Below are 26,320 nucleotides of genomic sequence, written 5' to 3'. Positions count from 1 at the left end.
AGGGAACTGGCACTAATTTACGGCTGTTGTGGCATGTCTGTCAAATCACACCATCGTGCCTGGTGACCACCCCTGTTTTCGACGCGATACACTCCATCAGAAGCGATCTCGGGTTAGGGTTGGGTCACGATGAATACACCACAGATCGGACAGCGCAACACCCGCCAGCGCGCGGCGGTCGTCGAGACGCTCGATTCCCTCACCACTTTCGCCAGTGCGCAGGACATCCACGCCACCTTGACCCGGCACGGACACAAGGTGGGACTCACCACGGTGTACCGCACGCTCCAGCAGCTCAACGAGCAGGATCTGGTCGACACCCTGCAGGACGACAGCGGTGAGATGCTCTACCGCAGCTGCAGTTCTGTGCACCACCACCATCACCTGGTCTGCACGTCCTGCCGGAAGGCCGTCGAGGTCGACGGCGGGCCGGTCGAGGGGTGGGCCGCCCAGGTGGCTGAGACCCACGGGTTCGTGCTGACCGGGCACACCGCCGACGTCTTCGGGCTGTGTGCCGAATGCGCCCGCGCGCAGCGGTCCTGAGCGCAGTGACACCCAGGTAGGGCTGCTACCCCACCGCGTCGAACATGCTGCCCAAGGCGAAGGTCGCCGCGGCCGCACCGACACCGATGGCCAACTGACGCAGGGCGCGCAGCCACGGGGACACACCGGAGAGCATCCCGACCAGTCCACCGGTGATCATCAACACCACGCCGACCAGCACGACAGCGACGACGATGGCGGACAGGCCGGTCATTCCGAAAAGCAACGGCAGGACCGGGACCAGCGCGCCAGCGCCGAAGCACAGGAAGCTGGAGATCGCGGCGGACATGCCGGACCCGGTCTCCTCCTCGGCCTCGACCACCGCCCCGGTGTCGATGTCGCCACCGGTGACGTCAGTGTTCAGCTCGGTGTTCAGCTCTTCTTCCAGATCCGCACCGTCGCGGAGCTCCTGGAGACCCTCCAGCTCGGCGATCTCGGCGAACACCGCCGCGGCCTTCTCCTTCGCCGCCTCCGGGTCCAGCCCACGTGCGCGGTAGACCAGCTCCAGCTCATTGCGCTCGACATCCAGCTTCGGCACCGCCGTGCGGGTGTCCGGATCCGGGGTGGATGCCGCGAGCAGTTCCTTCTGGCTGGTCACCGACACGTACTCGCCGGCGGCCATGGACAGGGCGCCGGACAACAGGCCGGCGATACCGGCGGTGAGCATCGTGTTCTGACCGGCCCCGGCACCGTACATGCCCAACATCAGGGCCAGGTTCGAGACCAGGCCGTCATTCGCCCCGAAGATCGCCGCCCGGAAGTCCCCGGACATCTTGGCCCGACCCCGTGCCGCCAACCCGCGGACGATCTCGGCGTGGATCGCCTCGTCGGCTGCCATCTGCTCGGTGGCGTCGTTGTCCGACAGGTAGTGGTTACGGGTCTCGGCCGACTGCATCAGCCCGAGCACGAACACCGAGCCGAAACGTCGGGACATCCAGGCCAGGATGCGGGTGTCCAGGCTGGCCCGGCGCGGCAGGCCGACCTCGTCGCCGAGCCGGGCACGCCAGTACTCTTCATGCCTGGACTCGGCGTCGGCGATGGCCAGCAGGATCTCACGTTCCTCACCGGTCTTCTTCCGGGCCAGTTCCCGGTACACCGCCCCCTCGGCCCGCTCGTCGGCGAGGTAACGGCGCCACCGGTTCAGCTGACGCTTGGTCGGCTGCGTCGGCCCGATCCCGGCTGCATTCGCATCGTTCACGTCACTCACTTCACACCGCCGAACCGCCGGTCCCGTTTGGCGTACTCGTACACCGCATCACGCAGGTGGGCGCGGGTGAAGTCCGGGAACAGGACGTCCTGGTAGACCATTTCGGCGTACACCGACTGCCACGGCAGGAAGTTCGAGGTGCGCTGCTCACCGGAGGGGCGCAGGAACAGGTCGACGTCCGGCATCTCCGGTTCATCCATGTGGGCGGCGACGAGTTGCTCATTCACGTCACGGGGACGCACCCGCCCAGCGGCGACATCCTCGGCGATTGCACGGACCGCGTCGGTGATCTCGGCGCGTCCGCCGTAGTTCACGCACATCACCAGGGTCATCTTCGTGTTGTCCGCGGTCTGCCGCTCAGCCTTCTCCAGCTCGGAGATCACGCTGCGCCACAGCCGGGGCCGGCGTCCCGCCCAGCGCACCCGCACCCCCTTGGCGTCGAGTTCGTCCCGCCGACGCCGCAGGACGTCCCGGTTGAACCCCATGAGGAAGCGGACCTCGTCGGTGCTGCGCCGCCAGTTCTCGGTGGAGAAGGCATAGGCCGAGAGGTAGTCGACGCCAAGCTCCAGGCACTCGTCAACGGCGTCCATCAGGACGGCCTCGCCCCGCTTGTGGCCGTCGGTGCGCGGCAGCCCCCGCTCCTGGGCCCACCGCCCGTTACCGTCCATCACCAGGGCGATGTGCTTGGGGATCAGCGCGGCAGGGATCTCAGGGTTGTTCACGGTCCATATTGTGCCAGAGCTTAGCGTCCGCCGACAGGACCCACCCGGCCAAACACACAGTCAGGGGTGTGCGGTGGTTAGAGCGCGACGAACGCCTTGCAGGCTGACTCGGTCTGGTGCCGCACATGGGCGGCCAACAGGTCATGGGCGACCGACAACAGGTGCGGTCCCTCCGGTGAGGCGGCGATCGACGCGAGGGTCTCCATCGCGGCCGGCTGCGCCTCCCCGGTGCGGGAGAGCAGCCACAGCACCCGCACAGCCTGCGGCGGCGGGGTGAACGCACCCGGGGGTCGGCAGGTGGTGCACACCGCTCCCCCGGCCAACGGGTGGAAGGCGCGGTGGGGACCGCGTCGTCCACACTGGGCGCAGTCCACCAGGCTCGGCGCCCACCCTGCCAACCCCAGGGCCTGCAGGACGAACCGGTCGGCGGTCGTCCGCGGTGGCAGGGTGTCGCCGGCCGCGAGGTCGGCGAGCGAGGCGTCCAACAGGTCAACGACGTGTCCGGCCTCCTCGACAGAGCCCTGGACGGTGATCTCGGCGATCTCCAGCATCGCCACCCCGGCGTAGAACCGGTCGACGTCCGCGACGATCTGTGGGGCGTAGGTGGCCACCGTTGCGGCGTCGGTGACAGTGGCCAGTCCCCCGCCGGAGAGGGTGGCGTTGCGTGGCGGGTAGATCTGGACGTTGACCCGGCAGAAGCGGTCGAGTTTCGCCCCGAACCGCGACCCTACCCGTCGGATCCCCTTGGCCACGGCACGCACCAGCCCGTGCTCGCGGGTCAGCAGGACGAGGATCAGGTCGGCTTCCCCCAGTTTGTGGGTACGCACGACAAAGCCCTCGTCCCGGTAGTGGGGACGAGGGCTCCGGGACATGCCCGACAGTCTAGCCAGCTAACGTCGCTGCTGCTCGACCGCCTGACGGTAGTCCATGGCCTGGGTCGCCTGGGCGATACGGACATTGGACAGGAAATTCTCCAGGCCCATACGCAGCAGCATCAACAGGAAAACCATCCAGACCGTCAGCAGCACCAGTCCAACCAGTCCGAGGATGAAGTCCCCGGCGCCGGCGTCCCCGACCGCCATACCGAAGAGCACGGTGATGATGGCGACGAGCCACGCCAGCCCCAGCGCGATCACACCCAAGGCGTAGGCGATCTTCACGATCGACGGGGTGGCGTAGCGGGTGAAGCCGAAGTCGAACAGGGAGCTGAACAGCTGGTCCCTGTTGGTTCCGGTGTTCACCGGCGGGGCGGGGGCGGCACCTGCCCCGTAGAGCGGCGGCTGGTTGCCGTCACCCTGTGAGTAGCTGCCGAAGGAGGGGAAGCCACCGTCACGTCCGGCGCCACCCCACCCGTTACGGTCGTAGCCGTCGTTGCCGCTGTTGCCGCTGTTGCCGTCGTCACCGCTGCCGTCGCCGGGGGTGGTCATGGGTCTCCTCCAGGTGTCAATGGGTCACCGACGAGACTAACACCGCGGCGCACCCGCCAGCGGTCAGAACCCCAACTTGCCGAGCTGCTTGGGGTCGGACTGCCAGTTCTTCGCCACCTTCATGTGCAGGTTGAGGAAGACATTCTGCCCAAGCAGATCGATGAGTGACTGCCGCGAGTTGTGGATGATCCGTCCCCAACGACGGTTGTCCTTGCCCCGCAGGATCCGCTTCTGGCCTTCGCGCTCGACGAAGATCACCGCGTGGACGTCCAGCACGCCCTCCCGGTCCTCGGACGGCAGCACCTCCTCAATCTGCACCGCCACCGAGTGCGGCAGTTCGTCGTGCAGCCCCGACAGGGCAGCCTCGCGGATCAGCTCGGACATGCGGGTGTCGCGGTCGTCGTCGGTGACGTGGTCGTCCGGGTAGAACTTCGGGCCTTCCGGCAGCGCGGCGGTGATGACGTCCAGCAGGACGTCCAACTGCACCTGTTCAGTCGCGGACACCGGGATGACCTCGGCATTCGACTCAGCCCCGCCGAGCATCTCGTGCAGCGCCATGAGTTGTGCGCCGACCTGGTCCTTCGATGCCTTGTCCAGCTTGGTGACGATACCGATCACCGGGGTCTTCGGTGCCGCGGTGCGCACCGCCTCCAGGATCCAGCGGTCGCCGGGGCCGATCTTCTCGTCCGCCGGGATGCACAGGCCGATGACGTCGACGTCGGCATAGGTGTCCTTGACGACCTCGTTGAGCCGCTCACCGAGCAGGGTGCGCGGCCGGTGCAGCCCCGGGGTGTCCACCACGATGATCTGGGAGTCGGGACGGTGCACGACTCCACGGATCGGGTGCCGGGTGGTCTCCGGCTGGTCGGCGGTGATGGCGATCTTCTCACCGACCAGGGCGTTGGTCAGGGTGGACTTGCCGGTGTTCGGGCGGCCCACGAAGCTGATGAATCCGCTGCGGAAACCCTCCGGGGCGGCGAACTCTGACCCGGGTGCCGGGGTGGTCGACAGCGCATAGGCGTCCTCCGGCAGGTCGGCGAAGTCCGGGAAATCCGGAAAGTCCGGGGATTCTGTGTCGTTACTCATCGTGGATCCTTGTCCTCGTCGTCATGGTTGTCACGGTCATCACCGTCACGGTCGTCGGCTGGGTCCTGGTTGTCCGGACCGTCCTGACCGTCCGGCCCCGGGGTCGGCCCGGCCACCACGATGGAGCGGATCTTCACCCGACCACGACGATCACGTCCACCTTCGCACGTCAGGTGCAGTCCGGCCACATCGACCTCCGCACCCGGGAGGGGCACCCGGCCGAGTTCGAAGGAGACCAGGCCGGCGACGGTCTCCACCTCATCGGTGATCTCCTGCGGGAACTCCAGGTCAACACCGTTCTCCTCGTAGACCTCCACCAGGTCGCCCAGGCTCAGCCAGGAGTCCACCCGGTAGCGGCCCGGGTCGAGGTACTCCACCGGGGCGTCGTCCTCCCGGTCGTACTCGTCGGAGATCTCGCCGACGATCTCCTCGAGGATGTCCTCGATGCTCACCAGTCCGGCGGTTCCGCCGTACTCGTCGACGAGCACGGCGATGTGGATCTGGTCGCGCTGCATGTCCTCCAGCAGGTCGTCGAGCATCCGGGAGTCCGGGACGAACACGGCCTCCCGCATCAGCTCGGACACCGGGGTCGTCCGGGGGCTGGAGGTGGCATCGGAGTCGTAGGTCGCGGCGACCAGGTCCTTGAGGTAGGCCATGCCGACCACGTCGTCGACGCTCTCCCCGACCACGGGAACGCGGGACAGACCGGAGCGCACGCACAGACGTACGGCCTGGCTGGCGTTCTTGTCGGCCTCGATCCACAGCATCTCCGGCCGCGGCACCATCACCTCGCGGGCGGTGGTGGACGCCAGGTCGAAGACGGACTGGATCATCCGCCGTTCGTCGACCTCCACCACGCCACGCTCAGAGGCGATGTCGACCATCTCGCGCAGCTCGATCTCGCTGGCGAAGGGTCCGTCACGCAGGGCCCGCCCCGGGGTGAACAGTCCACCGAACCACACCAGCACCCTGGCCAGCGGGCCCAGCACCCTGGTGACCGCGACGAGGAACCAGGATGCCCGCATCGACAGGGTGTAGGGGTTGCGTCGACCCATGGTGCGGGAGACGACGCCGACGGCGACGTAGATCAGCAGAGAGACCAGTACGATGGCCACGGTCATGGCCCAGCCCTTGTCCCCGATGAGGTCCAGGGCCACGACGGTGACCAGCACCGCCGCACCTGCTTCGCACACGGTGCGCAGGAGCACCAGCAGGTTGATGTAGGTCGGGCGGTTGTTCATCACCCGCAGCAGACGGGGAGCCCCGCTGCGTTCGTCCTTCACCAGGGACTCGACGCGGGCCAGGGACAGCGAGCTCAACGCCGTCTCCATCGATGACAGCACACCGGCCAGCGGCAGGATCACCAGCAGGGCGATGACCGCGTCGACCGCCACCGGGAGGTCAGGCATCAGCGTCGCTGCCGCTGTCGGCGCTCTCGTCGGAGTCTGCGGCGCTGTCGCTGTACGGCGGCGGCACCGGGTTGTTCCAGCCCTCCTCGTCGCGGTCGGCGGCACTCGGGAACGCCGCGGCCCCCGAGGGCTTCGGGCCGAAGGAGACGCCGCGTTCCTCCTGGGAGTCGTACCAGTCGGCGAGGATCTCGTTCTGCAGTGCGAACATGCGCTGCTCCTCGTCGGGCAACACGTGGTCGAAGCCCAGCAGGTGCAGCACACCGTGTACGGTCAACAGGTCGAGCTCGTGGGCCAGCGGGTGGCCGGCCCGGTCGGCCTGGCCGCGGGCGAACTCCGGGCACAGCATGATGTCGCCGAGCACGCCGGGGCCCGGGGGCGGGCCGTCCTTGCGTCCCCACCCGGGGGTCAGCTCGTCCATGGGGAAGCTCATCACGTCCGTCGGACCCGGCAGGTCGAGCCACCGCACGTGCAGGTCGGCGATGGTGTCCAGGTCCACGATGTGGATCGTCAGCTCGGCACTGGAGTGCACGTCCAGGCTCCACAGCGCGAAGCGGGCGACGTCGATCAGCTCCTCCTCGTTGACCTCGCCGTAGCCGGACTCGTTGAAAACCTCGATGCTCATCGCACCCTTCCTTCCTCTCTGCGCCTGACCTGCTGGAAGCGGCGCTCCGCCTGTCGTTCCTCCCGGTCCTGCCGGGCCAGTTCCTCGTCGGCCGCCTGGGCCGCCTCGTAGCGGTCGTAGGCCAGGATGATGCGTCCCACCAGGTGGTGCCGGACCACGTCCTGCGAGTCGAACTCGGTGACGGTCACCCCGTCGACCCCGGAGAGGATCTCGTGGGCGACGGTCAGCCCGCTCTTCTGGTGGTTCGGCAGGTCCACCTGGGTGAGGTCGCCGGTGACCACGATCTTGGAGCCGAAGCCCAGGCGGGTGAGGAACATCTTCATCTGCGCCGGGGTGGTGTTCTGTGCCTCGTCGAGGATGACGAAGGCACCGTTGAGGGTGCGTCCACGCATGTACGCCAGCGGGGCGACCTCGATGACCCCGGACTCGATGAGCTTCGGGATGGCCTCCGGGTCGAGCATGTCGCGCAGGGCGTCGTAGAGCGGCCGCAGGTAGGGGTCGATCTTCTCGCCGAGGGTGCCGGGCAGGAAGCCCAGCTTCTCCCCCGCCTCCACCGCTGGGCGGGTGAGGATGATGCGGGTGATCTCCCGGTTCTGCAGCGCCTGGACAGCCTTGGCGACCGCCAGGTAGGTCTTGCCGGTTCCGGCCGGGCCGACACCGACGACGACGGTGGAGTTGTCGATGGCGTCGACGTAGTCACGCTGGCCGAGCGTCTTCGGACGCACCGTCTTGCCGCGACGGGTCACGATCGCCGGCTGGGTGACCTCGGCCATGCCGGACATCTCGGCCCCGCTGTCCTCGGTCGGGGCGCTCACCTGGGCGTTGGTCTGGTCGACGAGGTCGACGGTGCGGCGGGTCAGGTCCGGGGTCACCGCGGAACCGCGGGCGGCCATGGACTCCAGCTCACGCAGCACCTGGCGGGCACGGGACACCTGCGAGGCCTCACCCCGGACGGTGACGTGGTGTCCACGGCTGAACAGGTCGGCGTCCACGAGGTCCTCGATGACCCGCAGGTTCTCGTCTGCGGTGCCGGCGACGATCGGTGCGGTCGCCGGCTCGAGGTCGACGGTGGTTGACACGATCTTCCTGGGTGGTTGCTTCACAGTGTTCTTCGGTTCTCCATGCTGTGGGTTGTGGGTTGTGCTGTGTTTCTCTGTCTTGCTGCTGCGGCTGAGTCTACTGCACCGGCGAGGTCTCCCCGTCCTTCAGTGGACGGACCCGCAGCGCCGACAGGTCGTCGCTGTAGGAGACCTGGGAGACCGCCCGCCAGTTGTACCCGTCGAGCTGGATCCACAGCAGGTCGCGGTTGATGTCGGTGCTGTCGGACGAGCTTGCTTTGGCGTAGATGATCCATACCGCCCGGTAGCCGGCCAGGTCGTCGCGGTGGGCGTCGAGGACCTCGTCGACGGCGGCACGGTCAGCGGTGAACAGCAGCGCGACCTCGGCCTCGGTGATGTCGTCCACCGGTGCCTCGGTGACGGTGTCGGCCGTGGTCGTTCCCGGTGGCCAGACCCAGACTTCCGTGTCCGTCTTGATCTGCAGTTTCCTGGCTAGTGCCGCATCGGTGAGCATCGGAACCACTCCTTGGTCCGCGGAGTTCCTGGGCTCCAGGTTAGCACCGGGGCCGGTGCCGCTACCGCGCCCAGCGTCCGGTGAGCACCCCGATCGCGCCCAGGGCGATCGCCGCGGCACTGGCGGTGCGGTAGACCTCGGGGCCGAGGACGACCGCCTGGCCGCCGAAGCCCGACACCGCCTCGACCTCACGTTCACTGACCCCGCCCTCGGGGCCGATGACCAGGACGATGTCGTCGACGTCCAGGTCGATCCGGGACAGCGGGGTCGCCGCCTCCTCGTGCAGGACGAGCACCCGCACCGAACCGGGGAGGTCGCCCAGGTGCCGCGGCAGGTCGGCGATGTCGCCGAGCAGCTCGCCGACGTCCGCACCCGACAGGCGTCGGGACTGCTTCATCGCGGAGACCGCGGTGGCCTGCCACTTCGCCCGCGCCTTGGCGGTCTTCTTCGCATCCTTGTCCCACCGGGAGATGCACCGGTCGGCCTGCCACGGGATCACCCGGTCGGCACCGGCCTGCACCGCAAGGTCCACGGCCAGCTCGGAGCGTTCCGACTTCGGGATCGCCTGGACCACGGTCACCCGCGGACGGTGGGACGCAGCGTCCAGCACCGCCGAACCGGTCACCCGGCCATCGACGGCCCACTGTCCGGCGACCCCCAGACCCGCACCGTCGGTGAGCACCACGGCTTCACCTTCCCGGATGCGCTTGACCGACGCATGGCGTGCCTCGGCGTCCGGCAGGACGAACGCGCCGGTCTCCCCCACCGCATCCAGCTGCGCGGCGAGGTCGGGGACGAGGAACACCGGGTCGGTCATGGGAACTCCTAGCGTCCGAACTTCTGGCGCAGCCGGGAGAACAGGCCGCCGGACTTCTCGTCGTCGTCGGACTGCAGCCCGGCGGACTCCTTCGACAGCTCACGCAGCTGCTCGAGCAGCTCCTGCTGCTTGCGGTCCACATCGTCGGGCACGGTCACGTCCACGTGCGCGATCAGGTGACCGGCCCCCTCACGGCGCAGGTGCGGAATACCCTTGCCCTTCACCCGCATCACAGCCTCCGGCTGGGTACCCGGATCCACGGTCACCGTGGCGACCGAGTCGTCCAGCAGCGGGACCTCGACGGTGGTGCCCAGGGCGGCGTCCACCATCGGCACCTTCACGGTGACGTGCAGGTCGTCGTTGTCGCGCAGGAAATAGGGGTGCTCCTTGACCTGCACCTCCACGTAGAGGTCGCCGGCGGGTCCGCCACCGGGGCCGACCTCGCCCTTGCCGGCCATCCGGATGCGCATCCCGTCGCGGATACCCGCCGGGATGTTGACGTCGATGTCGCGACGTGCACGGACGCGACCGTCGCCGGCGCACTCCTCGCAGGGATCCTCGATGATCTCACCGGTGCCCTGGCACCGCGGGCAGGCACGCGCCACCTGGACCTGGCCCAGGATCGACTGCTGCACCTGCATGACCTGGCCCTGACCCTGACAGGTCGGGCAGGTCGTCGGGGCGGCCTTGGTCTTCGAGCCGCTGCCCTCACAGCTGTCGCAGACCACCGCGGTGTCCACGGTGACCTCGCGCTCCACGCCGGTGAAGCACTCCTGCAGGGTCAGCTGCATGCGCAGCAGGGCGTCGTTGCCGGGACGCACGCGGGACGCCCGGGGGCCACCACCGCCGCCTGCACCGCCGCCGAAGAAGGCGTCGAAGATGTCACCGAAACCGCCGGCACCGCCGAAGCCACCGGCACCCGGGCCGCCGAAGCCGCCCTGCTGCTCGGGGTCGCCACCGGCGTCGATGATCTGACGCTTCTGCGGGTCCAGGAGGTACTCCTGCGCCACCGAGGCCTCCCGGAACTTCTCCGCCGCCTCCTCGGACGGGTTCACGTCCGGGTGGTACTTGCGGGCCAGTCGACGGTAGGCCTTCTTGATGTCGGGCTCCGAGGCCTCCTTGTCGAGGCCGAGGATTCCGTAGTAGTCACGAGCCAAGGGAAATATGCTCCATTAATCGCTGATGGGTATCGCTGACGGGTGTCACTGTGGGGAGGTCAAAAACCCCTCTAAGTGTAGTACGTTCTACTCCCCGCCGAGAATGCGGGATACGTAGTGGCCCACCGCCTGCACCGAACTGATGGTGCCCGGGTAGTCCAGGTAGGTCGGGCCGAGGACGCCCATCCCGCCGAGCAGGGAGTCACGGGACCCGTAGCCGGTGGCCACGACGGCGGCGGACTGCAACTCGGCCGGTTCATTCTCCTCGCCGATCGTCACGCTGACCCCGTAGTTGTCGGCGGCCACATGGTCGCGGGCGGCAGACAGCAGCCGCAGGACGACGACCTGCTCCTCCAGGGCGTCCAGCACCCCGGCGAGTTCACCGCTGCGCACCAGGTTCGGGGTGCCGGCCAGCAGCAGCCGGTCGGTGGGACGTTCCAGCATCGTCTCCACCAGCACCGTGGCGCAGGTCAGTGCGGGTCTACGCAGCAGTGGCGGGACCCGGTCGTCCTCGCCCGCGGCCATCGCGGCGATCGCCGCGGAGGCGTCGTCGAGGGTGTGACCGACGAGTGTCTCATTGATCAGTTCGCGCAACTTCGGCAGCTCCTCGGCGGGCAGTGCCTCGGCGAGGTCCACATTGCGCTGCTCGACCTGGCCGGAGTCGGTGATCAGCACGAGCAACAGGCGGGTGTCCGCCAGCTGCACGATCTCGCAGTGCTTGACCCGGCCGCGGCGCAGGTCCGGGATCTGCACCACGGCGACCTGCCGGGTGAGCTGGGCCAGCAGTTGGACGCTGCGGCGCAGCACGTCCTCCATGTCCACCCCGCCTTCGAGGAAGCCCATGATCGCCTGGCGTTCCGGGCGACTCAGCGGCTTGATCCGTGCGATGCCGTCGACGAAGTGGCGGTAGGCCTTCTCCGTCGGGATGCGCCCGGAGCTGGTGTGCTGCTGGATGATGTAGCCCTCGGACTCCAGGACGGCCATGTCATTGCGCACCGTCGCCGGGGAGACCCCCAGGTTGTGACGGTCCACCAGCGACTTGGAGCCGACGGGTTCATGGGAGGAGATGAAGTCGGCGACGATCGCGTGCAACACCTGCGCGCGCCGTTGGCTGGTGGATGATGTGCCGGCGACCTCTCTCTTACTCATGTGGTCCATTATCCACGAAGAACCGCGTCTGCCTCATCCTCTTCATCCTCGGCGAGCAGGATGTCGGTGATGATGCCGTCGGCCAGCAGTCGTCCCTTCTCGGTCAGCCGGGTCCGCCCGTCGACCCGCTCCAGCAGTCCCAGGCCCACATGGTGGTCGACGGCCGAGGTCGCGTGGGTCAGCAGGGAGTCGTCCAATCCCTCGCGCAGCCGCAGGCCCAGCATGATCCGTTCGGTGTGCACGTCGGCCCCGCTCAGCTGCTCCACCGTGGTCACCGGGGACTTCCCTGCCTCCAGCGCCTCGGCGTAACGTCGCGGCAGTTTGGCGTTCACCAGTCGGGTCAGCCCGTCGTGGTGGCCCTCGGCCCCCGGCGCCAGGCGTACACAGCCGTGTGCCCCGGGCCCTGCTCCCCACCACTGGCCGGAACGCCAGTAGACCAGGTTGTGCTCGCACTCCCCGCCCGGCTTCGACCAATTGGAGACCTCGTACCACTGCATACCGGCATCCTGCAGTGCTGTGTCGATCATCTCGTAGCGGTCGGCGTAGACGTCCTCGTCCGGGGCCGGCAGCAGTCCCTTACGTACCTTGCGCGCCATCGCCGTGCCGTCCTCCACGATCAACGAGTAGGCCGAGATGTGGTCCACCCCGGTCGACAGGGCGGCTTCGAGGGTGAGCCGCAGGTCGTCATCGGTTTCGGTGGGTGTGCCGTAGATCAGGTCGAGGTTGACGTGCTCGAAGCCGGCTGCCAGTGCCTCGGCGGCGGCCTCGGGTGCCCGGCCCGGGGTGTGGGCGCGTTCCAGGACCTTCAGGACGTGGCCGGCGGCGGACTGCATACCCAGGGAGATGCGGGTGTAGCCGGCCTCCAGCAGGGTCTCGAAGAACTCCGGGGAGGTCGACTCCGGGTTGGACTCGGTGGTGACCTCGGCACCGGGGGCCAGCCCCAGGGAGTTCTTCACCGCCCGCAGGATGCGGGCCAGGCCGTCCGCCCCGAGCAGTGAGGGGGTGCCGCCGCCGAGGAAGACGGTCTCCGGCGGGCCCGTGCGGTCCCAGTCGGCAGCAGCACGCTCGAGCTCCCGTTCCAGGGCGTCGAGGTAGGTGGCGGTGGAGGACGTCCCGTCCTCACCGGGGGTGTAGGTGTTGAAGTCGCAGTAGCCGCACCGTGTGCTGCAGAAGGGCACGTGGATGTACAGACCGTTGCTCATTCCCCCCATGCTATCGGTCTCAGCCGGTCTGCTGGGCCGCGGCCCGTCGGGAACGGATCTTCCCCACGATCTGCTCGACCCGGGCCCGTTCAGCGAGGAAGCGTGGCGGGGCCTCCCCGCGCAGTTCCGTCACCAACGCCGGGTGGTCGCCGACCACCGTGGCGTTCCAGGTGTCGACCAGTTCCAGGGCGTGCTTCTCCGCCCGGGCCAGTGCCTGGGGCAGCAGCACGCTCTGCTCCTCGATCGCGCAGCGGGTCTGCTCGACGACCCATTCGGCGAGTTCGGTGAGCTGGTCAATCACTTCGGTGTTGTGCTTGCGCAGGGTCAGCCGCAGGGTCGCGGTGCTCACCACCGGGGCGGGCGCCTGTTCCACCGGGACGACCTGCTGGTTACGCAGGAAGGACAGGGTGCGTCCCGGGTGGTCGTCGATCACGGCGTTGGCCGACAGCGACGCCGACAGAGAGCCGGAGCGGATGCCGGAGACGAAGGCCTGTCGTAGGCCGTTGAGCTCGGCGAGCGCGACGCGCACCTCGGTACGTCCTCCGGCAACCGCCTCACGGAGCTCCAGGGCACAGTCGCCGACGAGTTCGGTGTCCCAGTCAGCCATGGCCTCACTGAGGTTGTCGATGTACTCGGCGACCTCGTCGCCGATGTCGTACACGCTCTGAGTGAGCTCGCGCAGTCGCAGTCTGGCGGCGTCGTGCACGTGCGTCTCCTCTCACAACGTCCGGTATGCCGTGTCCCCGGTAGGGCAGGGCACAAGTGTATGACAGACCGAACCCCGGTCCAGGGAGGCTGGGCCGGGGCGGGTCGGGATAATTCTCGAATTTACTTCGAGGCTTCTACGTCGAGGGTCCTACTTCGAGGAGTAGATCCAGGCGATGTCGTCGGCGAAGTGCTGGGAGACCACGAAGCGCTTGACCTTCATCGACGGGGACATCTCACCGTCTTCCTCGGTGAAGTCACGGGCGCAGATGCGGAACTTCTTGATGCCCTCGGAGTGGGAGACGGTATCGTTCGCCTCGTTGATGGCGTCCTGGATCTCGGTGCGCAGTACCGGGTTCTTCGCCAGTTCCTTGACGGTGACGTGCTCGGCGATGCCGTTGCGCTTCTTCCAGCCGACCAGGGCCTCCTCGTCGAGAGTGATCAGGGAGCCGATGAACTTCTCATTGTCACCGACGACCATGGCCTGGGAGATCAGCGGGGCGGCGCGCAGGATGTCCTCCAGCGGCCCCGGGGAGACGTTCTTGCCGCCGGCGGTGACGATGATCTCCTTCTTACGGCCGGTGATCTTCAGATGGCCGGTGGGCAGCAGCGCGCCGAGGTCACCGGACCTGAGGAAGCCTTCCTCGTCGAAGCTGTCCTTCGTCGCCTCCTCGTTGTTCCAGTAGCCGTCGAAGACCACGGTGCCCTTCATGAGGATCTCGCCGTCCTCGGCGATGCGGACGGTGTTCCCGCCGACAGGCCTGCCGACGGTGCCGATGATGTTGTCCGGCTCGAAGTTCACCGCGATGGCCGCGGTGGACTCGGTCATGCCGTAGCCCTCGTAGATCCGCACGCCGATGCCCCGGAAGAAGTGCATGAGCTCCGGGTTCAGCGCGGAACCGCCGGAAATGCAGTACTGCAGGGAGCCTCCCAGGGCGGCGCGGACCTTGCCGTAGACGAGCTTGTCGAACAGTGCGCGCCTGGCCTTGAGCAGCACACCGGGGCCCTGTCCGCCGTCCAGGGCCTTGGAGTACTCCACGGCGGTCTTCTCGGCGAGCGGGAAGACCTTCGCTCCGATACCGCCGCCGTCGACGGCTTTGGACTTCACACCGGCGTGCACCTTCTCGAAGACGCGGGGGACACCGAGGATAATGTGCGGCTCGGCGCGGGAGAACTCCGGGACGAGGGTGGACATCTCGGACCAGTGGGACTGGGACGCGCCGCCGAGGGTGACGGCGAGGGACACGGCGTGGGCAAGGACGTGGGCCAGCGGCAGGAAGGTCAGCGCGCGGTTGCCTTCGACGGCGATGCCGCCGATGGGGTTGGTGAGGATGGCACGTGCCTCGCCGAGCCAGTTCGAGTGCAGCAGGCGGCAGCCCTTGGGCCGGCCGGTGGTACCGGAGGTGTAGACGATCGAGGCGACGTCGGAGGACTTGGTGGCGGCGATGCGCTCCTCGACACGGGCGTCGTCGATGTCCTTGCCGTCCTTGATCAGCTGGTCGACCGCACCCTCGGAGAAGGACAGCACCCGGTCGAGCTGTGCGGCCCCGGCCTCGACAGAACCCTTCTGGCCCTCGTGGACGAAGGTCCGCAGGCGGGTGGCGTGGCCGGACTTCTCGGCAATGCCGATCTTGGCACCGGAATCCTGGACGATCCACTCGCACTGCGAGGTCGACGAGGAGGGGTAGATCGGCACGGAGACCGCACCGGCGGCCATGATGGCGAAGTCCATCAGGGACCACTCGTAGCGGGTGTCGGACATCAGGGCCACGCGGTCGCCCTGTTCGATGCCATTGGCGATAAGTCCTTTGGCGACGTCATACACCTCACGCAGGAAATCGTCGGCCCGGACGTCGACCCACTCGAACTTCCGTGGCCGGCTGTACAGGATCGTCTGGGGTCGCTCGAGGGTGTTGTCCCTGAGCACGGTCAGACAGGTCTCGTTCTCGCCGATGGTGTACAGCGCCTCCGAGGTGTACTCCTGCATGTCTCTCCAATCACTTGAAATTATCGTTGCTGGGTATGCGGTCGGGACGCGCCGTGGCAGCACCCCGACAGTCCACCACCCCGGCAGTCTACGCTGTCACAACCGGGGCAGAACGTGGTCTAGAACACCATGATATATCAATAACTGTGTTGCCATACCCACAACCGCAGAACTTCTTGTGCTGGATCACATCAGGACCGAGACGGCCCACGCCACGACCAGTAGAACCATCAGCAGGGCAAGTGCCTGCCTGACCTTGGAATGGTGTTTCACCGGGATTCTCCTTCTTCACCGTGCACGTCACCGTGCACGTCACCGTGCACGTCACTGGGTTCATCTTCGGGTGCCCCTGCTGACACCGGGTCGGTGCCGAACACCCGCCGCTCCGCCGCAGAGGTGGGGAGGATCCTGCCCACCACCATGGTCAGCACCGCGGCGACACCGCAGGCCACCGGAACAAGAACGGCCAGCACGAGCGGGGCCTGGATCCACACCGGCAGATCAACGATCCACTGTTCGATGCCGTCAGTCATGCCGTCGGTCACAGTCCGTCAGCTTACCCGTCACGCTTCCGAACCAGCGAGTCCCCGCCGACGCAGCAACGGCTCGACGCTGCGCTGTTTACCCCGGAACATCCAGTAGGCGTCGTCGTAGTCGATGGTCGCCCCCCGGGACAGGATCATCCGGCGGAACCGCTCCCCGGCGAAGCGCACGTCGTCCAGGTCGACATTGACGGCGCCAGTGTCACCGCCAGCGGCCGGCGAGACTGCCGCATCGGTGTCCACGAACCCCTCGAAGCCGTCAGCGTCGAGCACCTCGGCCCACAGGTAACTCCAGTAGTCGGCGGAGTAGCCGCCGGCGAAGATGTGGTTGAAGTAGGTCGAGGCATACCGCGGTGCGATCGCCAGGTCGGTGATGCCGACCTGTTCCAGCGCCTCCTGTTCGAAGGCGGCGATGTCGGTCACCGCATCGGCCTGTTCCACGCTCAGCCGGTGCCATGCCAGGTCCAGCCAGCAGGCGCCGAGGTATTCCGTGGTGGCGAAGCCCTGCCCCCACCGGGACTGCTCCTTCACCGCGGCCACCAACTCCGACGGCAGTGCCGCACCGGTGTCGACGTGGCGGGCGTAGTTGTTCAGGACGTCCGGCTCCAGCGCCCAGTTCTCGTTGATCTGGCTGGGGAACTCCACGAAGTCCCGCGGCACGTTGGTGCCTGACAAGCTGGGGTAACGCACGTCCGAGAGCAGGCCGTGGAGTCCGTGGCCGAACTCGTGGAACAGGGTGGCGACCTCGTCGAGGCTGAGCAGAGCCGGGGCGCCGTCCACGGGCTTGGCGATGTTGAGCACGTTGACCACCACCGGGGTCTGGCCGAGCAGGTTGTTCTGTTCGACGAAGCTGCTCATCCACGCCCCGCCCCGCTTGGTCGGCCGGGCGTAGAGGTCGGTGAGCAGCAGGCCGATGGAGTCGCCCTGCCCGTCGTCCGACTCCTCGCGCACCTCCCACACCTGCACGTCCGGGTGGTAGCCCTGAAGGTCGGGACGCGCCGCAACCTCGATGCCGTAGAGCCGGGATGCGGCGTAGAAGACCCCGTCCACCAGTACCTGGTCCAGCGGGAAGTACTTCTTCAGCTCCGCCTCGTCGACGGCGAGCTCCTCGGCCCGCAGTTTCGCCGCCCAGTACGGCCAGTCCGCCTCGGAGAGCCCCTCCGCCTCGCCCGAGGTGGATGCCAGATCAGCGGCACGCTTGTACTCACCACCGGCATTGGCCACCGCGGCCGGGGTCACCCGGTTCAACAGATCCTCGACCGCCGCCACCGATCCGGCCGTCTCCTCTTCAGCGACGAAGTCGGCGTGACTGGTGTAGCCCAGCAGTCGTGCCCGGCGCGCCCGGAGCCGGACGATCTCCAGCACGCTGTCGGTGTTGTTCCCGACCTCCCCCGATCCCCGGCCGCGCGATGCTGCAGCCACCCGCTTGCGGGATGCCGGGTTCTCCAGTTCCTCCAGTATCGGCTGCACGCTCGGCAGACCCAGCCGGACCAGCCAGCCCTGGTGACCGGCGGCGTCCGCCTCCGCAGCGAGGCCGGCCTTGCGGGTCTCATCAAGCCCTGCCAGCTCGGCCTCCTCGGTGAACAGCACCGCGCCAGCCTCGGTGGCGTCGACGAGGTTGCGTCCGAAACCGGTGGACAGCTCCGCCAGCCGGGTGTCGATCTTTCGCAGCTCGGCGCGGCCGGACTCGTCCAGGGCGGCACCACCACGGCGGAAACGGCGCAGCCAGTAGTCCAACAGTGCGGCCTCCTCACTCCCCTCGGGCGGGGTGGGCAGTGAGCGGACGCGCTGGTACAGGTCCTGGTCCAGGGTGATCGCGCTGAGGTGGGACGACAGTTCCGGGGCGATGGTCTGCTCGACCTCGACTACCTCCGGGGTGGCGTCGGTACCGGCGAAGTTGAAGGCGATGGCCAACACCCGGGACAGCAGCTGACCACTGGCCTCGAGCTCGTCCATGGTGTTATCCCAGGTGGGCTCCTCCGGGTTCGCGGTGATCGCCGCGATCTCGGCTTGCTGGTCAAGCAGCCCGGTACGGAAGGTGGGGACCAGGTCAGCGATCCGGATGTGGGCGAAATCCGGCAGTTCGTGGTCCAGGTCGGAAGGTTGCAGCAGCGGGTTGTCACCAGTCATGGCAACCACCCTATCGGGAGCGCCCGGAAAAGCTCTCCGCAGAGTTTTCTGTCCATTTCGCTACAGAAGATATGTACACTCTGTAGTGTCACAGATCACAACGTGCGGGACACGATGACGATGCGTCCCGGCCGCATCTGCACCCGACCCTCTACGAGGAGTTTCCCCATGACACCCACGACCGCCGCGACGCAGGAACGTACCACCGACGCCCGGGTCCCACTTCCCCGTGGCGCAGCCAAGGACATGGCCACCCGTGCTGACGAAGGCTTCTTCGGCCCCGGCTCCGTCGCCTGGAAGGTCTGGACCTTCCCGACCTCCGCACTGCAGGGCTTCTTTCGCGCAGTGACCATCGAGCACCTCGATCCGGACCTGGTCGCCGCCGTCGACGACTCCGGCCAGGTGTACAAGCGCACCCCCACCCGTTACGACCGCACCATGGAGTACTTCGCCGCGGTCCTGTTCGCCGACGCGCAGACCGTCACCCGGATGTCCGACATCCTCATGAAGGTCCACGACCGCTCCTACGGCACCAACCCGGTCACCGGCAACGACTACGAGGCCAACCGCCCGTCCTCGCAGCTGTGGATCCTGGTCACCGCATGGCACTCCATCCTCTACACCTACGAGAAGTTCGGCCCCGGCAAGCTCTCCCGTGACGAGGAGAACGAGTACTGGGAGCAGATGGTCACCGCCGCGAAGTTCCAGCCGATCGACCCGGCCGACGTCCCGAAGACCCGCGGTGAGGTCCTGAAGCACCTCGACGACTGGCGTGAGAAGCTGTCGGCCTCCGAAGCCGCGATCCGCAACGTCGACCACATCATCGACGGTGGTGACACGGCCTTCGTCGGCCTGCCCACGCCGATCCGCAAGGTCCTCCGCCCGCTGTTCCGTCGTAGCATCATCGCCACCTACCCGCACTGGATGCGTCCGATGCTCGGCGTGAAGCAGTCGAAGGCGATGGACCAGCTGATGTTCTGGGGCTGGAAGCCGTTCCTGGCCGCGGCGAACAAGATGCCGTGGTTCATCAGCTGGGTCGTCGAGCGCATCTGCCCGCGCGCCCTGCGTTACATCAAGCCGGTGTACTACAAGGTCCCGGCCGACAGCCCCAAGGTCTACACCCCCGAGGTCGCACGCCGCATGTTCGGCAATCCGCTGACCCCCTTGGAGCAGCGCGAGGAGCTGCTGGAGAAGCGCCGGAAGGGCGCCGGGCAGGACTCCTACGGCCACAACCACGTGGACCAGATCCTGGAGTTCTCCGAGGCCGATGACGAGGAAAGCACCAAGCGCACCCTCGCCGCCGTCGAAGAATCCACGAAGGCATTCTCGAAGGCGTCCTAGTGGAGAGAGGCCCCCGGGGCTTCCCTCCCCTGTTTCGTTGACGACTTCTCTGAGTAGGATGTGCCCATGACCGTTCCGGCGAAGGTCACCGACCAGGATGACCAGAAGACCGCACCCCGCCAACGCGCCCGCAACCGACGGGCGGACGGCGAACGATCCCGACAGCGGATCATCGATGCCGCCAGCACCATCGCCGCAGACCGCGGCTACGACGGCACCAGCATCGCCGAGATCTCACGACGCTGTGGTCTGCCGGCCAGTTCCATCTACTGGCACTTCCGGGACAAGGATGACCTGATGTCCCATGTCATCGAGAAGAGCTTCAACGCATGGAACGATGCCTGGGACATCGCCACGGAGGGCGATATCCTCCTCCGGCTGCCGATGATCGCCGAGCAGCTGCTGGACGCGCTGGAGAACCACCCCGAGTTCATCCGGCTGTGTCTGCCGCTGGCTCTGCTCAAGCGCAATGACGACCCCCAGCCCCGGCGGATGTACCTGCAGATGCGAAAGGACATCATCGACCGGTTGTGCACCATCGCCGCAACCCACTTCAGCTACGTCCCCGAGGAGCGCCGCACGGCCATCGTGACCTACACGGTCTCCGGGGTCGAGGGTCTGTTCGTGGACCATGAGATGAACGACCAGTCCGATCTGCGCGCCCAGCTGGAGCTGCATGCCCAGGGCGTCATCTCGATCATCATGCAGGAAGCTGCGGCCCACTCGAAGTGACCGACGTGTCCTCCCCGGTGCTGCAGACCCCCTCCGGCACCGTCAGCGGCACTCTCCGGGGCGACGGCACGCGTGTCTTCCGCGCCGTCCCGGTCACCGCGACGCACGACACCGCCGACACCCGGTTTGCCGAACCCCTCCCCGCCCCGCGCTGGGAGGGGATTCTGGCGTGCCCGGACACCGACGAACGACTGTCGCTGCGCGACACCCACACCGCCACCGTCTACGCACCGGCGGAGGACGGAACGCCAGGTGCCCCAGCCACCGCGCCGGTGATCGTCTTCATCCACGGCGGACGCTACGAGCTGGGCCACGGCGACGAGCCCTGGTACGACGGCGGGGTGCTCGCCCGGGCCGGTTGCGTGGTGGTCAGCGTGAACTACCGCAAACGCTTCGAGGGTTTTCTGCCGCTGGCCGACGACCCCAGCAGCAGCGATACCGGCACCGACCAGCCACGCGGGGTCCAGGACCTGCTCGCCGCACTGCACTGGGTCCGTGAGGTCGTCGGTGGGCTCGGTGGCGATCCCGGCAACGTGACCCTGGCCGGCCAGTCCGCCGGCGCAGGGCTCATCGCCTGGCTGCTCACCGTCCGCGCCGCCGACCCGCTGTTCCACCGGGCGGTGCTGATGTCCCCGGGTCTGCCCCGTCGCACCGGTGGGATCCGCCGGTTCACCGCACAGGCCGCCCTGCTGTCACCGGGGCGGCCCGGGGCGCGACCGACACGCGCCTACCTGGAGTCGTTGTCCCCCAATCAGCTGCGGAGGGCCTACCGCCGCTTCGCCGCACTGCACTCCACCGACTGCGCGGTCGGCCCCTACCCCCTGGAGCTCGGGCAGTTACGTCCGGTGCCCATGCTCGTCGGCACCATGCACGACGAGTTCGTCACCTATCCCCTGGTCGTCGACACCGACCGGTTGCTTCGCCGGGTCATCGGGGCACTCCGTCTGCCGAAGGTCCTGTCAGCCTGGCTGGTGGCCCCGGTGATGGTCGTCCTCGGCGTACCGCTGCGCACCCTGCGCTCCTGGTGCCGGTTCGTGTCCACCTCGAAACCGGTACGTCCGCTGGGCCGCACCGTCGGCGACCGGGCGATCCGCCGGTGGGCCTCGGCGATCGCCGAGGGTGCCCTGGACCGGGGTGCGACGGTGTGGGCCTATGAGTTCATCGGCGGTCGCGACGGCGACCGGGTCGGCGAGCTGGGCCACTACGCCCTGCACCGCGGTGAACTACCGCAGCTCTTCGACACCCTCACGGTCGGACGCGCCGACGTCGCCGCGGCCTGCGGCCCGGACGCGGTGCGTCGTCTCTCCGGTGCCGGGGGACCGGCCGCCGCATTCCGTGCCGCGGTGGTGGACATCGCCCACGGCTACTCCCCCGGCTGGTCCCGTTTCACCGCACCGGAGCGCACCGCCCGGGTCTTCGACATGTCTGGAGAGGTCAGCGAGTCAGATACCTCCGCGCCCCGGACGGTCGCCGACCCCTGGCGGCCACTTCGCCAACTCCTGGGGCAACTGTACTGACCCGGCGGATAGAGTGGAGGGCATGGCCTCATCCCGCGAATCTTCCCTGTCTTCCCTCCTGTCTTTCCCCGACCTCGACACCCTGCGCGCCCGCCGGACGATGAAGTGGACGGCCTTCGAGCCGGACGTCCTGCCACTCTGGGTCGCCGAGACCGACTTCGACACCTGCCCGGCCGTCGCCGCGGCGGTGCAGGATGCCGTGGACCGCGAGTACTTCGGCTACCCCGAGGTCGGAGGCGCCACCGCGCTGGCCGAGGCTCTGGCGGCCTTCTCCGCCGAGCGGCACGGCTGGGCGGTGGACCCCGCCTCGGTGGTGATCGTCCCCGACGTCGTCAAGGGCATCATCGTGGCGATCGACAACCTCACCGCCGCCAACTCCACGATCATCATCCCGCTGCCAGCCTACCCGCCGTTCCAGAAGGTGCCGGCCGCCACGCGCCGTCCGGCCACCTACGTGCCGATGGCCACCGGCGACAACGGCGAGGCCGTCTTCGACCTCGAGGCCCTGGAGCGTGCCTTCGCCGCCACCGACAACCCCAACGGAGTCGGCAGCTTCATCCTGTGCAACCCCTTCAACCCGTTGGGCCGGGCCTTCACCGCCGAGGAGCTGGTGGAGGTCTCGGAACTGGCCGCCAGGTACAACGTGCGGGTGATCTCGGACGAGATCCACGCCCCACTGGTCTTCTCCGGCAACCATGTGCCGACCGCGACCGTCTCCGACACCGCCGCGGCGAACACCGTCACCGTCACCGCCACCTCCAAGGGCTGGAACACCGCCGGCCTGAAGTGCGCGCAGATCATCACCACGAACAAGGAAGACGCCCGGGAACTCGGCCGACTGTCGAACCTGGTCACCGGTGAGGCGTCCACCGTCGGTCTGGCCGCAGCCACCGCCGCCTACCGCGACGGCAGGCAGTGGCTGCAGGCGGAGGTCGACTACCTGGAGGCGAACTGGCGGCATCTGGAGGCACGCCTGCCCGAGGTGCTGCCGGGGATCGTCCTGCCCGTCCAGGAGGCGACCTTCCTGGCCTGGCTGGATGTCTCCGGCGTCGACCGGCTGCGCGGCGAGGACGGTACGGTCACCGCCCCGGCGAAGCGGCTGCGTCAGCTCGCCCGGGTCGGGTTCAACGAGGGCACCGACTTCGGCCCGACCGGGGCCGGGTTCATCCGGCTGAACTTCGGCACCTCCCGCGAGATCATCGACGCCACCCTCGACCGCATCGCCACCGCCGACCTCCGTGAGGGAGCGGCGTGCGAAGCCTGAGCCGAATCGTCCGCTCCATGCGGGAGCTGTGGCCCTACTATGTGATGGTCATTCTGGCAGCCACGGTCACCGTGCTGCTCTCCATGGCGTCGCCGTTCCTCATCAAGCACGCCACCGACACCATCGTCGACACCGTCAATGGTTCGGTCACCGTGGAGGATGCGACGACGGTGGTCATCGCCGTCGCCGTCGGCCTGCTGCTCGCCGAACTGGCGCACACCGTGATCCACAACATCGGTGGCTGGTTCGGTGACGTGATGGGTATGCGGATGCGGCAGATCCTGTCGAACCGTTACTTCGCCAAGCTGCTCTCCCTGCCCCAGGGCTACTTCGACAAGCAGATCACCGGCACGATCATCTCCCGGCTGGACCGCTCGATCCTGGGGCTGACCCAGTTCCTGCAGGCCTTCGCCAACAACTTCTTCTCGATGATCCTCACCGTGATCGTGGTGCTGGCGATCTCCGCCTGGTACTACTGGCCGCTGGCCCTGCTGCTGGTGATCATCTTCCCGATGTACCTGTGGCTGACCGCGTTGACCAGTAAGCGCTGGATGCGGTGGGAGAAGACCAAGAACGACCACGTCGACGCCGCCCAGGGCCGCTTCGCCGAGGTCATCGGCCAGGTGAAGGTGGTGAAGTCCTTCGTCTCGGAACTGCGCGAACTGCGCCTGTTCCAGCAGCACTTCGCCGAGACGGTGTCAGTCACCAAGGAGCAGTCCCGCTGGTGGCACATGATGGATATCTTCCGCATGGCCGGCATGAACGTCGTCTTCTTCGCCATCTACCTGGTGCTGTTCCTGCAGACGCTCAACGGCAATTTCACCATCGGCGACATGGTGCTGCTGGTGCAGCTCGTGGCGATGGCCAAGCAGCCGGCGACGATGATGAGCTGGATGGTCGACTCCGCCCAGCGCGCTGCCGCCGGTTCCCGGGAGTACTTCGAGGCGATGGAGGAGCTCGAGGAGGCCACCGTATCCCCGGTACTGCTCGCCGCCTCCCGTGAGTACGGCCCCTCGGTGATCCCGGAGCAGGATGTGCGCGATGCGATCCCCGATCCGCCGGCCCCGCTGGAAGGCTGTAGCCGCCCCGGTGGAACCCCGGTCGTTGAGTTCGAGAACGTGACCTTCGGCTATGACGTGGATGATCCGGTGATCCATGATGTCAGCCTCACCGCCGGGTTCAACGAGAAAGTCGCCCTGGTCGGCGAGTCCGGCGGTGGCAAGTCCACCCTGGTGAACCTGCTGCTTGGTCTGTACCGCCCGTCCAGTGGCACGCTGCGCGTCTGCGGCCACGACATCGCCGAGCTGTCGGCCGCCCAGCTGCGCGGCATGGTCGGCGTGGTGTTCCAGGACGCGGCACTGTTCTCCGGCACGATCCGGGAGAACATCGCCTACGGGCGTCCGGACGCCTCGGACGCCGAGATCGAGGACGCCGCCCGCCGTGCCAACGCCGACGGCTTCATCCGCGCCTTCCCCCAGGGCTATGACACAGTGATCGGTGAGCGCGGCCTGCGGTTGTCCGGCGGGCAGAAGCAGCGTGTGGCGGTGGCCCGGGCGATGCTGAAGGACGCCCCGATCCTGGTCCTCGACGAGGCCACCTCGGCGCTGGACACCCGCGCGGAGCGCGCGGTGCAGGCCGGGTTGGAGGAGCTGATGGTGGGACGCACCACCCTGGTGATCGCCCACCGACTGTCCACGATCGCCTCGGTGGACACCATAGTGACCTTGTCTGAGGGCCGGGTCGACGAGATCGGTACGCCGGCGGAGTTGGCGGTCAGTGGCGGTATCTACGGGGAGTTGCTGCGGCTGACCGCGAGTTCCTCGGCCGAGGACCGCAAGCGGCTGCGCAGCTTCGGTTTCCACGGCGATGGTGACGAAGGGGACGAGGAATAGAGGCTAAACGACAAGGACGACCCCACATCACTGTGGGGTCGTCCTTGTCTCAGCGGGATGAAGAAAACTAGTCCTCCATCAGTCCTTCTTGAATCCGCCGATGATCTCGTTGGCCTTGTCGGAGACGGCGTCCTTGGCCTCGTTGAGCTTGTCCTTGGCGTCGGACTTGACCTGGTCGGCCTTGCCCTCGTCCTTCAGGCTCTTGTCGTCGGTGGCGTCGCCGACAGCTTCCTTCGCCTGCCCGGCGGCGCCTTCTGCCTTGTTCTTCAGTTCATCGAAATCTGCCATGGTGTGGGGCTCCTTCACTGTCGGTGGCGTGCGTACTCTCCCGATGGTAGTTGAAGTCCCGCTACCGTGCAGGAGATCAATTCACCTGCAGCCCTACTTGTAGTCGTAGAAGCCCTTGCCGGTCTTGCGACCGAGGTGGCCGGCCTGCACCATACGGCGCAGCAGCGGCGGGCAGGCGTACGACGGATCGCCGTACTCCTCGTGCATGACATCGGCGATGAAGGCGCAGGTGTCGAGGCCGACCATGTCGGCCAGGGTCAGCGGACCCATCGGGTGGGACGCACCGAGCTTCATGCCGGTGTCGATGTCCTCCTTGGTGGCCACCTCCTGCTCCACCATGCGGATGGCGGAGAGCAGGTAGGGCACCAGCAGGAAGTTCACGATGAAGCCGGAGCGGTCCTTGGCCTGGATGGCGGTCTTGCCGAGCACCTCGGTGGCGTAGGTCTTCGCGGTCTCGATGGTGGCTTCGTCGGTGGTCAGCGCGGGAATGACCTCGACCAGCGGCAGCACGGGCACCGGGTTGAAGAAGTGCAGGCCGATGATGCGGCCGGGGTTCTCGGTGGCCGAGGCGATGGCCTGGATCGGCAGCGAGGAGGTGTTGGAGCACAGCGGGGCGCCCTTGTCCGTCACGATGGCGTCGAGCTTGGAGAAGACGTCCTTCTTGATCTCCTCGTTCTCGATGATCGCCTCCATGACCAGCTCACGGTCGGCGAAGTCCTCCAGCGAGGTGGTGAAGGTCAGCCGACCCAGGGCGGCGTCGCGGTCCTCCTCGGACAGCTTGCCGCGCTCGACGGCCTTGGACAGGGACTTCTCGATCTTGGCCTTGCCGAAGTCGAGGGCTTCCTGCTTCGCCTCCCAGACCAGGACGTCGCTACCGGACTTGGCGGCCACCTCTGCGATGCCGCCGCCCATCTGGCCGGCTCCGATGACGCCTACGCGCTGAACCATTGTCGTACTCCTTCATGCTCAAGTCGATCATTGCTATACATGCATAGTGTAACCGGTGTCA

The 26,320-nt window shown here is 67.5% G+C and carries 25 protein-coding genes; 6 read left to right on the top strand and 19 right to left on the bottom strand.

Annotation, left to right across the window (positions count from 1 at the left end; all coding sequences use genetic code 11):
• The first annotated feature begins 129 nt into the window (after nt 1–129).
• Nucleotides 130–543, top strand: a complete 414-nt coding sequence (locus ACTXPP_RS06515) for a Fur family transcriptional regulator (protein WP_301494373.1) — start codon at nt 130–132, stop codon at nt 541–543.
• A 25-nt stretch (nt 544–568) separates the two neighbouring features.
• Here ACTXPP_RS06515 and ACTXPP_RS06510 read toward each other — a convergent pair whose 3' ends face one another.
• From ACTXPP_RS06510 to ACTXPP_RS06430, 17 genes are all read right to left on the bottom strand, one after another.
• On the bottom strand, nt 569–1,750 hold the full coding sequence (locus ACTXPP_RS06510; protein WP_443341392.1) for a VIT1/CCC1 transporter family protein: 1,182 nt from the start codon (nt 1,748–1,750) through the stop codon (nt 569–571).
• A complete protein-coding gene (locus ACTXPP_RS06505; RefSeq protein WP_301494369.1) occupies nt 1,747–2,472 on the bottom strand; it encodes an isoprenyl transferase in 726 nt (241 codons plus the stop codon). Before ACTXPP_RS06505 ends, ACTXPP_RS06510 begins: the two co-directional genes overlap by 4 nt.
• A gap of 77 nt (nt 2,473–2,549) precedes the next feature.
• On the bottom strand, nt 2,550–3,344 hold the full coding sequence (recO, locus tag ACTXPP_RS06500) for a DNA repair protein RecO (RefSeq protein ID WP_301494367.1): 795 nt from the start codon (nt 3,342–3,344) through the stop codon (nt 2,550–2,552).
• Between the two features lie 18 nt (nt 3,345–3,362).
• A complete protein-coding gene (locus tag ACTXPP_RS06495; protein ID WP_443341391.1) occupies nt 3,363–3,899 on the bottom strand; it encodes a DUF4282 domain-containing protein in 537 nt (178 codons plus the stop codon).
• Nucleotides 3,900–3,962: 63 nt separating this feature from the next.
• Nucleotides 3,963–4,985 carry a GTPase Era gene (gene era, locus ACTXPP_RS06490; RefSeq protein ID WP_301494364.1) on the bottom strand — a complete coding sequence of 341 codons (1,023 nt, stop codon included), beginning with the start codon at nt 4,983–4,985 and terminating at the stop codon, nt 3,963–3,965.
• Nucleotides 4,982–6,394: a hemolysin family protein gene (locus ACTXPP_RS06485; RefSeq protein WP_443341390.1), complete on the bottom strand. Its 1,413-nt coding sequence runs from the start codon at nt 6,392–6,394 to the stop codon at nt 4,982–4,984. The genes era and ACTXPP_RS06485 overlap by 4 nt, the downstream gene beginning before the upstream one ends.
• Nucleotides 6,387–7,016, bottom strand: a complete 630-nt coding sequence (ybeY, locus tag ACTXPP_RS06480) for an rRNA maturation RNase YbeY (protein ID WP_443341388.1) — start codon at nt 7,014–7,016, stop codon at nt 6,387–6,389. The genes ACTXPP_RS06485 and ybeY overlap by 8 nt, the downstream gene beginning before the upstream one ends.
• The gene (locus ACTXPP_RS06475; protein ID WP_443341386.1) at nt 7,013–8,119 is read right to left on the bottom strand and encodes a PhoH family protein; all 1,107 of its coding nucleotides are present in this window, start codon (nt 8,117–8,119) and stop codon (nt 7,013–7,015) included. The genes ybeY and ACTXPP_RS06475 overlap by 4 nt, the downstream gene beginning before the upstream one ends.
• Before the next feature lie 73 nt (nt 8,120–8,192).
• Nucleotides 8,193–8,588, bottom strand: a complete 396-nt coding sequence (locus ACTXPP_RS06470; RefSeq protein WP_443341385.1) for a hypothetical protein — start codon at nt 8,586–8,588, stop codon at nt 8,193–8,195.
• A gap of 61 nt (nt 8,589–8,649) precedes the next feature.
• On the bottom strand, nt 8,650–9,405 hold the full coding sequence (locus ACTXPP_RS06465) for a 16S rRNA (uracil(1498)-N(3))-methyltransferase (RefSeq protein WP_443341384.1): 756 nt from the start codon (nt 9,403–9,405) through the stop codon (nt 8,650–8,652).
• An 8-nt stretch (nt 9,406–9,413) separates the two neighbouring features.
• The gene (dnaJ, locus tag ACTXPP_RS06460) at nt 9,414–10,562 is read right to left on the bottom strand and encodes a molecular chaperone DnaJ (RefSeq protein ID WP_443341381.1); all 1,149 of its coding nucleotides are present in this window, start codon (nt 10,560–10,562) and stop codon (nt 9,414–9,416) included.
• Between the two features lie 87 nt (nt 10,563–10,649).
• Entirely contained in the window at nt 10,650–11,711 is a 1,062-nt protein-coding gene (gene hrcA, locus ACTXPP_RS06455) for a heat-inducible transcriptional repressor HrcA (protein ID WP_443341379.1), read from the bottom strand.
• Between the two features lie 8 nt (nt 11,712–11,719).
• Nucleotides 11,720–12,913, bottom strand: a complete 1,194-nt coding sequence (gene hemW, locus ACTXPP_RS06450; protein ID WP_301496248.1) for a radical SAM family heme chaperone HemW — start codon at nt 12,911–12,913, stop codon at nt 11,720–11,722.
• A 19-nt stretch (nt 12,914–12,932) separates the two neighbouring features.
• Nucleotides 12,933–13,619 carry a hypothetical protein gene (locus ACTXPP_RS06445; protein ID WP_301496246.1) on the bottom strand — a complete coding sequence of 229 codons (687 nt, stop codon included), beginning with the start codon at nt 13,617–13,619 and terminating at the stop codon, nt 12,933–12,935.
• 150 nt (nt 13,620–13,769) lie between these two features.
• Nucleotides 13,770–15,605, bottom strand: coding sequence for an AMP-dependent synthetase/ligase (locus ACTXPP_RS06440; protein WP_443341378.1), 1,836 nt, complete (start codon nt 15,603–15,605; stop codon nt 13,770–13,772).
• A 269-nt stretch (nt 15,606–15,874) separates the two neighbouring features.
• Nucleotides 15,875–16,150: a hypothetical protein gene (locus ACTXPP_RS06435; protein ID WP_443341376.1), complete on the bottom strand. Its 276-nt coding sequence runs from the start codon at nt 16,148–16,150 to the stop codon at nt 15,875–15,877.
• An 18-nt stretch (nt 16,151–16,168) separates the two neighbouring features.
• The gene (locus tag ACTXPP_RS06430) at nt 16,169–18,277 is read right to left on the bottom strand and encodes a M3 family metallopeptidase (RefSeq protein WP_443341375.1); all 2,109 of its coding nucleotides are present in this window, start codon (nt 18,275–18,277) and stop codon (nt 16,169–16,171) included.
• A 168-nt stretch (nt 18,278–18,445) separates the two neighbouring features.
• Between ACTXPP_RS06430 and ACTXPP_RS06425 the strand changes: the two genes are divergently transcribed.
• From ACTXPP_RS06425 to ACTXPP_RS06405, 5 genes are all read left to right on the top strand, one after another.
• Nucleotides 18,446–19,618, top strand: coding sequence for an oxygenase MpaB family protein (locus ACTXPP_RS06425; RefSeq protein ID WP_443341374.1), 1,173 nt, complete (start codon nt 18,446–18,448; stop codon nt 19,616–19,618).
• Between the two features lie 66 nt (nt 19,619–19,684).
• Complete coding sequence (locus ACTXPP_RS06420) at nt 19,685–20,350, top strand: TetR/AcrR family transcriptional regulator (protein ID WP_301494812.1); 666 nt, start codon at nt 19,685–19,687, stop codon at nt 20,348–20,350.
• On the top strand, nt 20,347–21,867 hold the full coding sequence (locus ACTXPP_RS06415; RefSeq protein ID WP_301494811.1) for a carboxylesterase family protein: 1,521 nt from the start codon (nt 20,347–20,349) through the stop codon (nt 21,865–21,867). The genes ACTXPP_RS06420 and ACTXPP_RS06415 overlap by 4 nt, the downstream gene beginning before the upstream one ends.
• Before the next feature lie 22 nt (nt 21,868–21,889).
• Nucleotides 21,890–23,131, top strand: coding sequence for a MalY/PatB family protein (locus ACTXPP_RS06410; protein ID WP_301494809.1), 1,242 nt, complete (start codon nt 21,890–21,892; stop codon nt 23,129–23,131).
• Nucleotides 23,132–23,148: 17 nt separating this feature from the next.
• On the top strand, nt 23,149–25,023 hold the full coding sequence (locus ACTXPP_RS06405; RefSeq protein ID WP_301494816.1) for an ABC transporter ATP-binding protein: 1,875 nt from the start codon (nt 23,149–23,151) through the stop codon (nt 25,021–25,023).
• A gap of 78 nt (nt 25,024–25,101) precedes the next feature.
• Here the strand turns inward: ACTXPP_RS06405 and ACTXPP_RS06400 are convergent, their stop codons facing one another.
• A complete protein-coding gene (locus ACTXPP_RS06400) occupies nt 25,102–25,311 on the bottom strand; it encodes a CsbD family protein (RefSeq protein WP_443341372.1) in 210 nt (69 codons plus the stop codon).
• Nucleotides 25,312–25,404: 93 nt separating this feature from the next.
• The gene (locus ACTXPP_RS06395; RefSeq protein ID WP_301494805.1) at nt 25,405–26,259 is read right to left on the bottom strand and encodes a 3-hydroxybutyryl-CoA dehydrogenase; all 855 of its coding nucleotides are present in this window, start codon (nt 26,257–26,259) and stop codon (nt 25,405–25,407) included.
• Nucleotides 26,260–26,320 lie beyond the last annotated feature (61 nt).

It is taken from the genome of Candidatus Corynebacterium faecigallinarum, assembly GCF_052264515.1.
GTDB lineage: Bacteria > Actinomycetota > Actinomycetes > Mycobacteriales > Mycobacteriaceae > Corynebacterium > Corynebacterium faecigallinarum.
Note: the sequence above shows the minus strand (reverse complement) of the source record. Positions and strands in the feature narration are given on the sequence as shown.

Bases quoted from the DNA above. Each gene is read 5' to 3' on its own strand.
- ACTXPP_RS06485 (WP_443341390.1), bottom strand. From the start codon at position 6,394: ATGCCTGACCTCCCGGTGGCGGTCGACGCGGTCATCGCCCTGCTGGTG.
- hemW (WP_301496248.1), bottom strand. From the start codon at position 12,913: ATGAGCAACGGTCTGTACATCCACGTGCCCTTCTGCAGCACACGGTGC.
- ACTXPP_RS06395 (WP_301494805.1), bottom strand. From the start codon at position 26,259: ATGGTTCAGCGCGTAGGCGTCATCGGAGCCGGCCAGATGGGCGGCGGC.
- ACTXPP_RS06495 (WP_443341391.1), bottom strand. From the start codon at position 3,899: ATGACCACCCCCGGCGACGGCAGCGGTGACGACGGCAACAGCGGCAAC.
- ACTXPP_RS06465 (WP_443341384.1), bottom strand. From the start codon at position 9,405: ATGACCGACCCGGTGTTCCTCGTCCCCGACCTCGCCGCGCAGCTGGAT.
- era (WP_301494364.1), bottom strand. From the start codon at position 4,985: ATGAGTAACGACACAGAATCCCCGGACTTTCCGGATTTCCCGGACTTC.
- ybeY (WP_443341388.1), bottom strand. From the start codon at position 7,016: ATGAGCATCGAGGTTTTCAACGAGTCCGGCTACGGCGAGGTCAACGAG.
- ACTXPP_RS06515 (WP_301494373.1), top strand. From the start codon at position 130: ATGAATACACCACAGATCGGACAGCGCAACACCCGCCAGCGCGCGGCG.
- ACTXPP_RS06430 (WP_443341375.1), bottom strand. From the start codon at position 18,277: ATGACTGGTGACAACCCGCTGCTGCAACCTTCCGACCTGGACCACGAA.
- ACTXPP_RS06405 (WP_301494816.1), top strand. From the start codon at position 23,149: ATGCGGGAGCTGTGGCCCTACTATGTGATGGTCATTCTGGCAGCCACG.
- recO (WP_301494367.1), bottom strand. From the start codon at position 3,344: ATGTCCCGGAGCCCTCGTCCCCACTACCGGGACGAGGGCTTTGTCGTG.
- ACTXPP_RS06425 (WP_443341374.1), top strand. From the start codon at position 18,446: ATGACACCCACGACCGCCGCGACGCAGGAACGTACCACCGACGCCCGG.
- ACTXPP_RS06400 (WP_443341372.1), bottom strand. From the start codon at position 25,311: ATGGCAGATTTCGATGAACTGAAGAACAAGGCAGAAGGCGCCGCCGGG.
- ACTXPP_RS06440 (WP_443341378.1), bottom strand. From the start codon at position 15,605: ATGCAGGAGTACACCTCGGAGGCGCTGTACACCATCGGCGAGAACGAG.
- ACTXPP_RS06470 (WP_443341385.1), bottom strand. From the start codon at position 8,588: ATGCTCACCGATGCGGCACTAGCCAGGAAACTGCAGATCAAGACGGAC.
- ACTXPP_RS06420 (WP_301494812.1), top strand. From the start codon at position 19,685: ATGACCGTTCCGGCGAAGGTCACCGACCAGGATGACCAGAAGACCGCA.
- hrcA (WP_443341379.1), bottom strand. From the start codon at position 11,711: ATGAGTAAGAGAGAGGTCGCCGGCACATCATCCACCAGCCAACGGCGC.
- ACTXPP_RS06410 (WP_301494809.1), top strand. From the start codon at position 21,890: ATGGCCTCATCCCGCGAATCTTCCCTGTCTTCCCTCCTGTCTTTCCCC.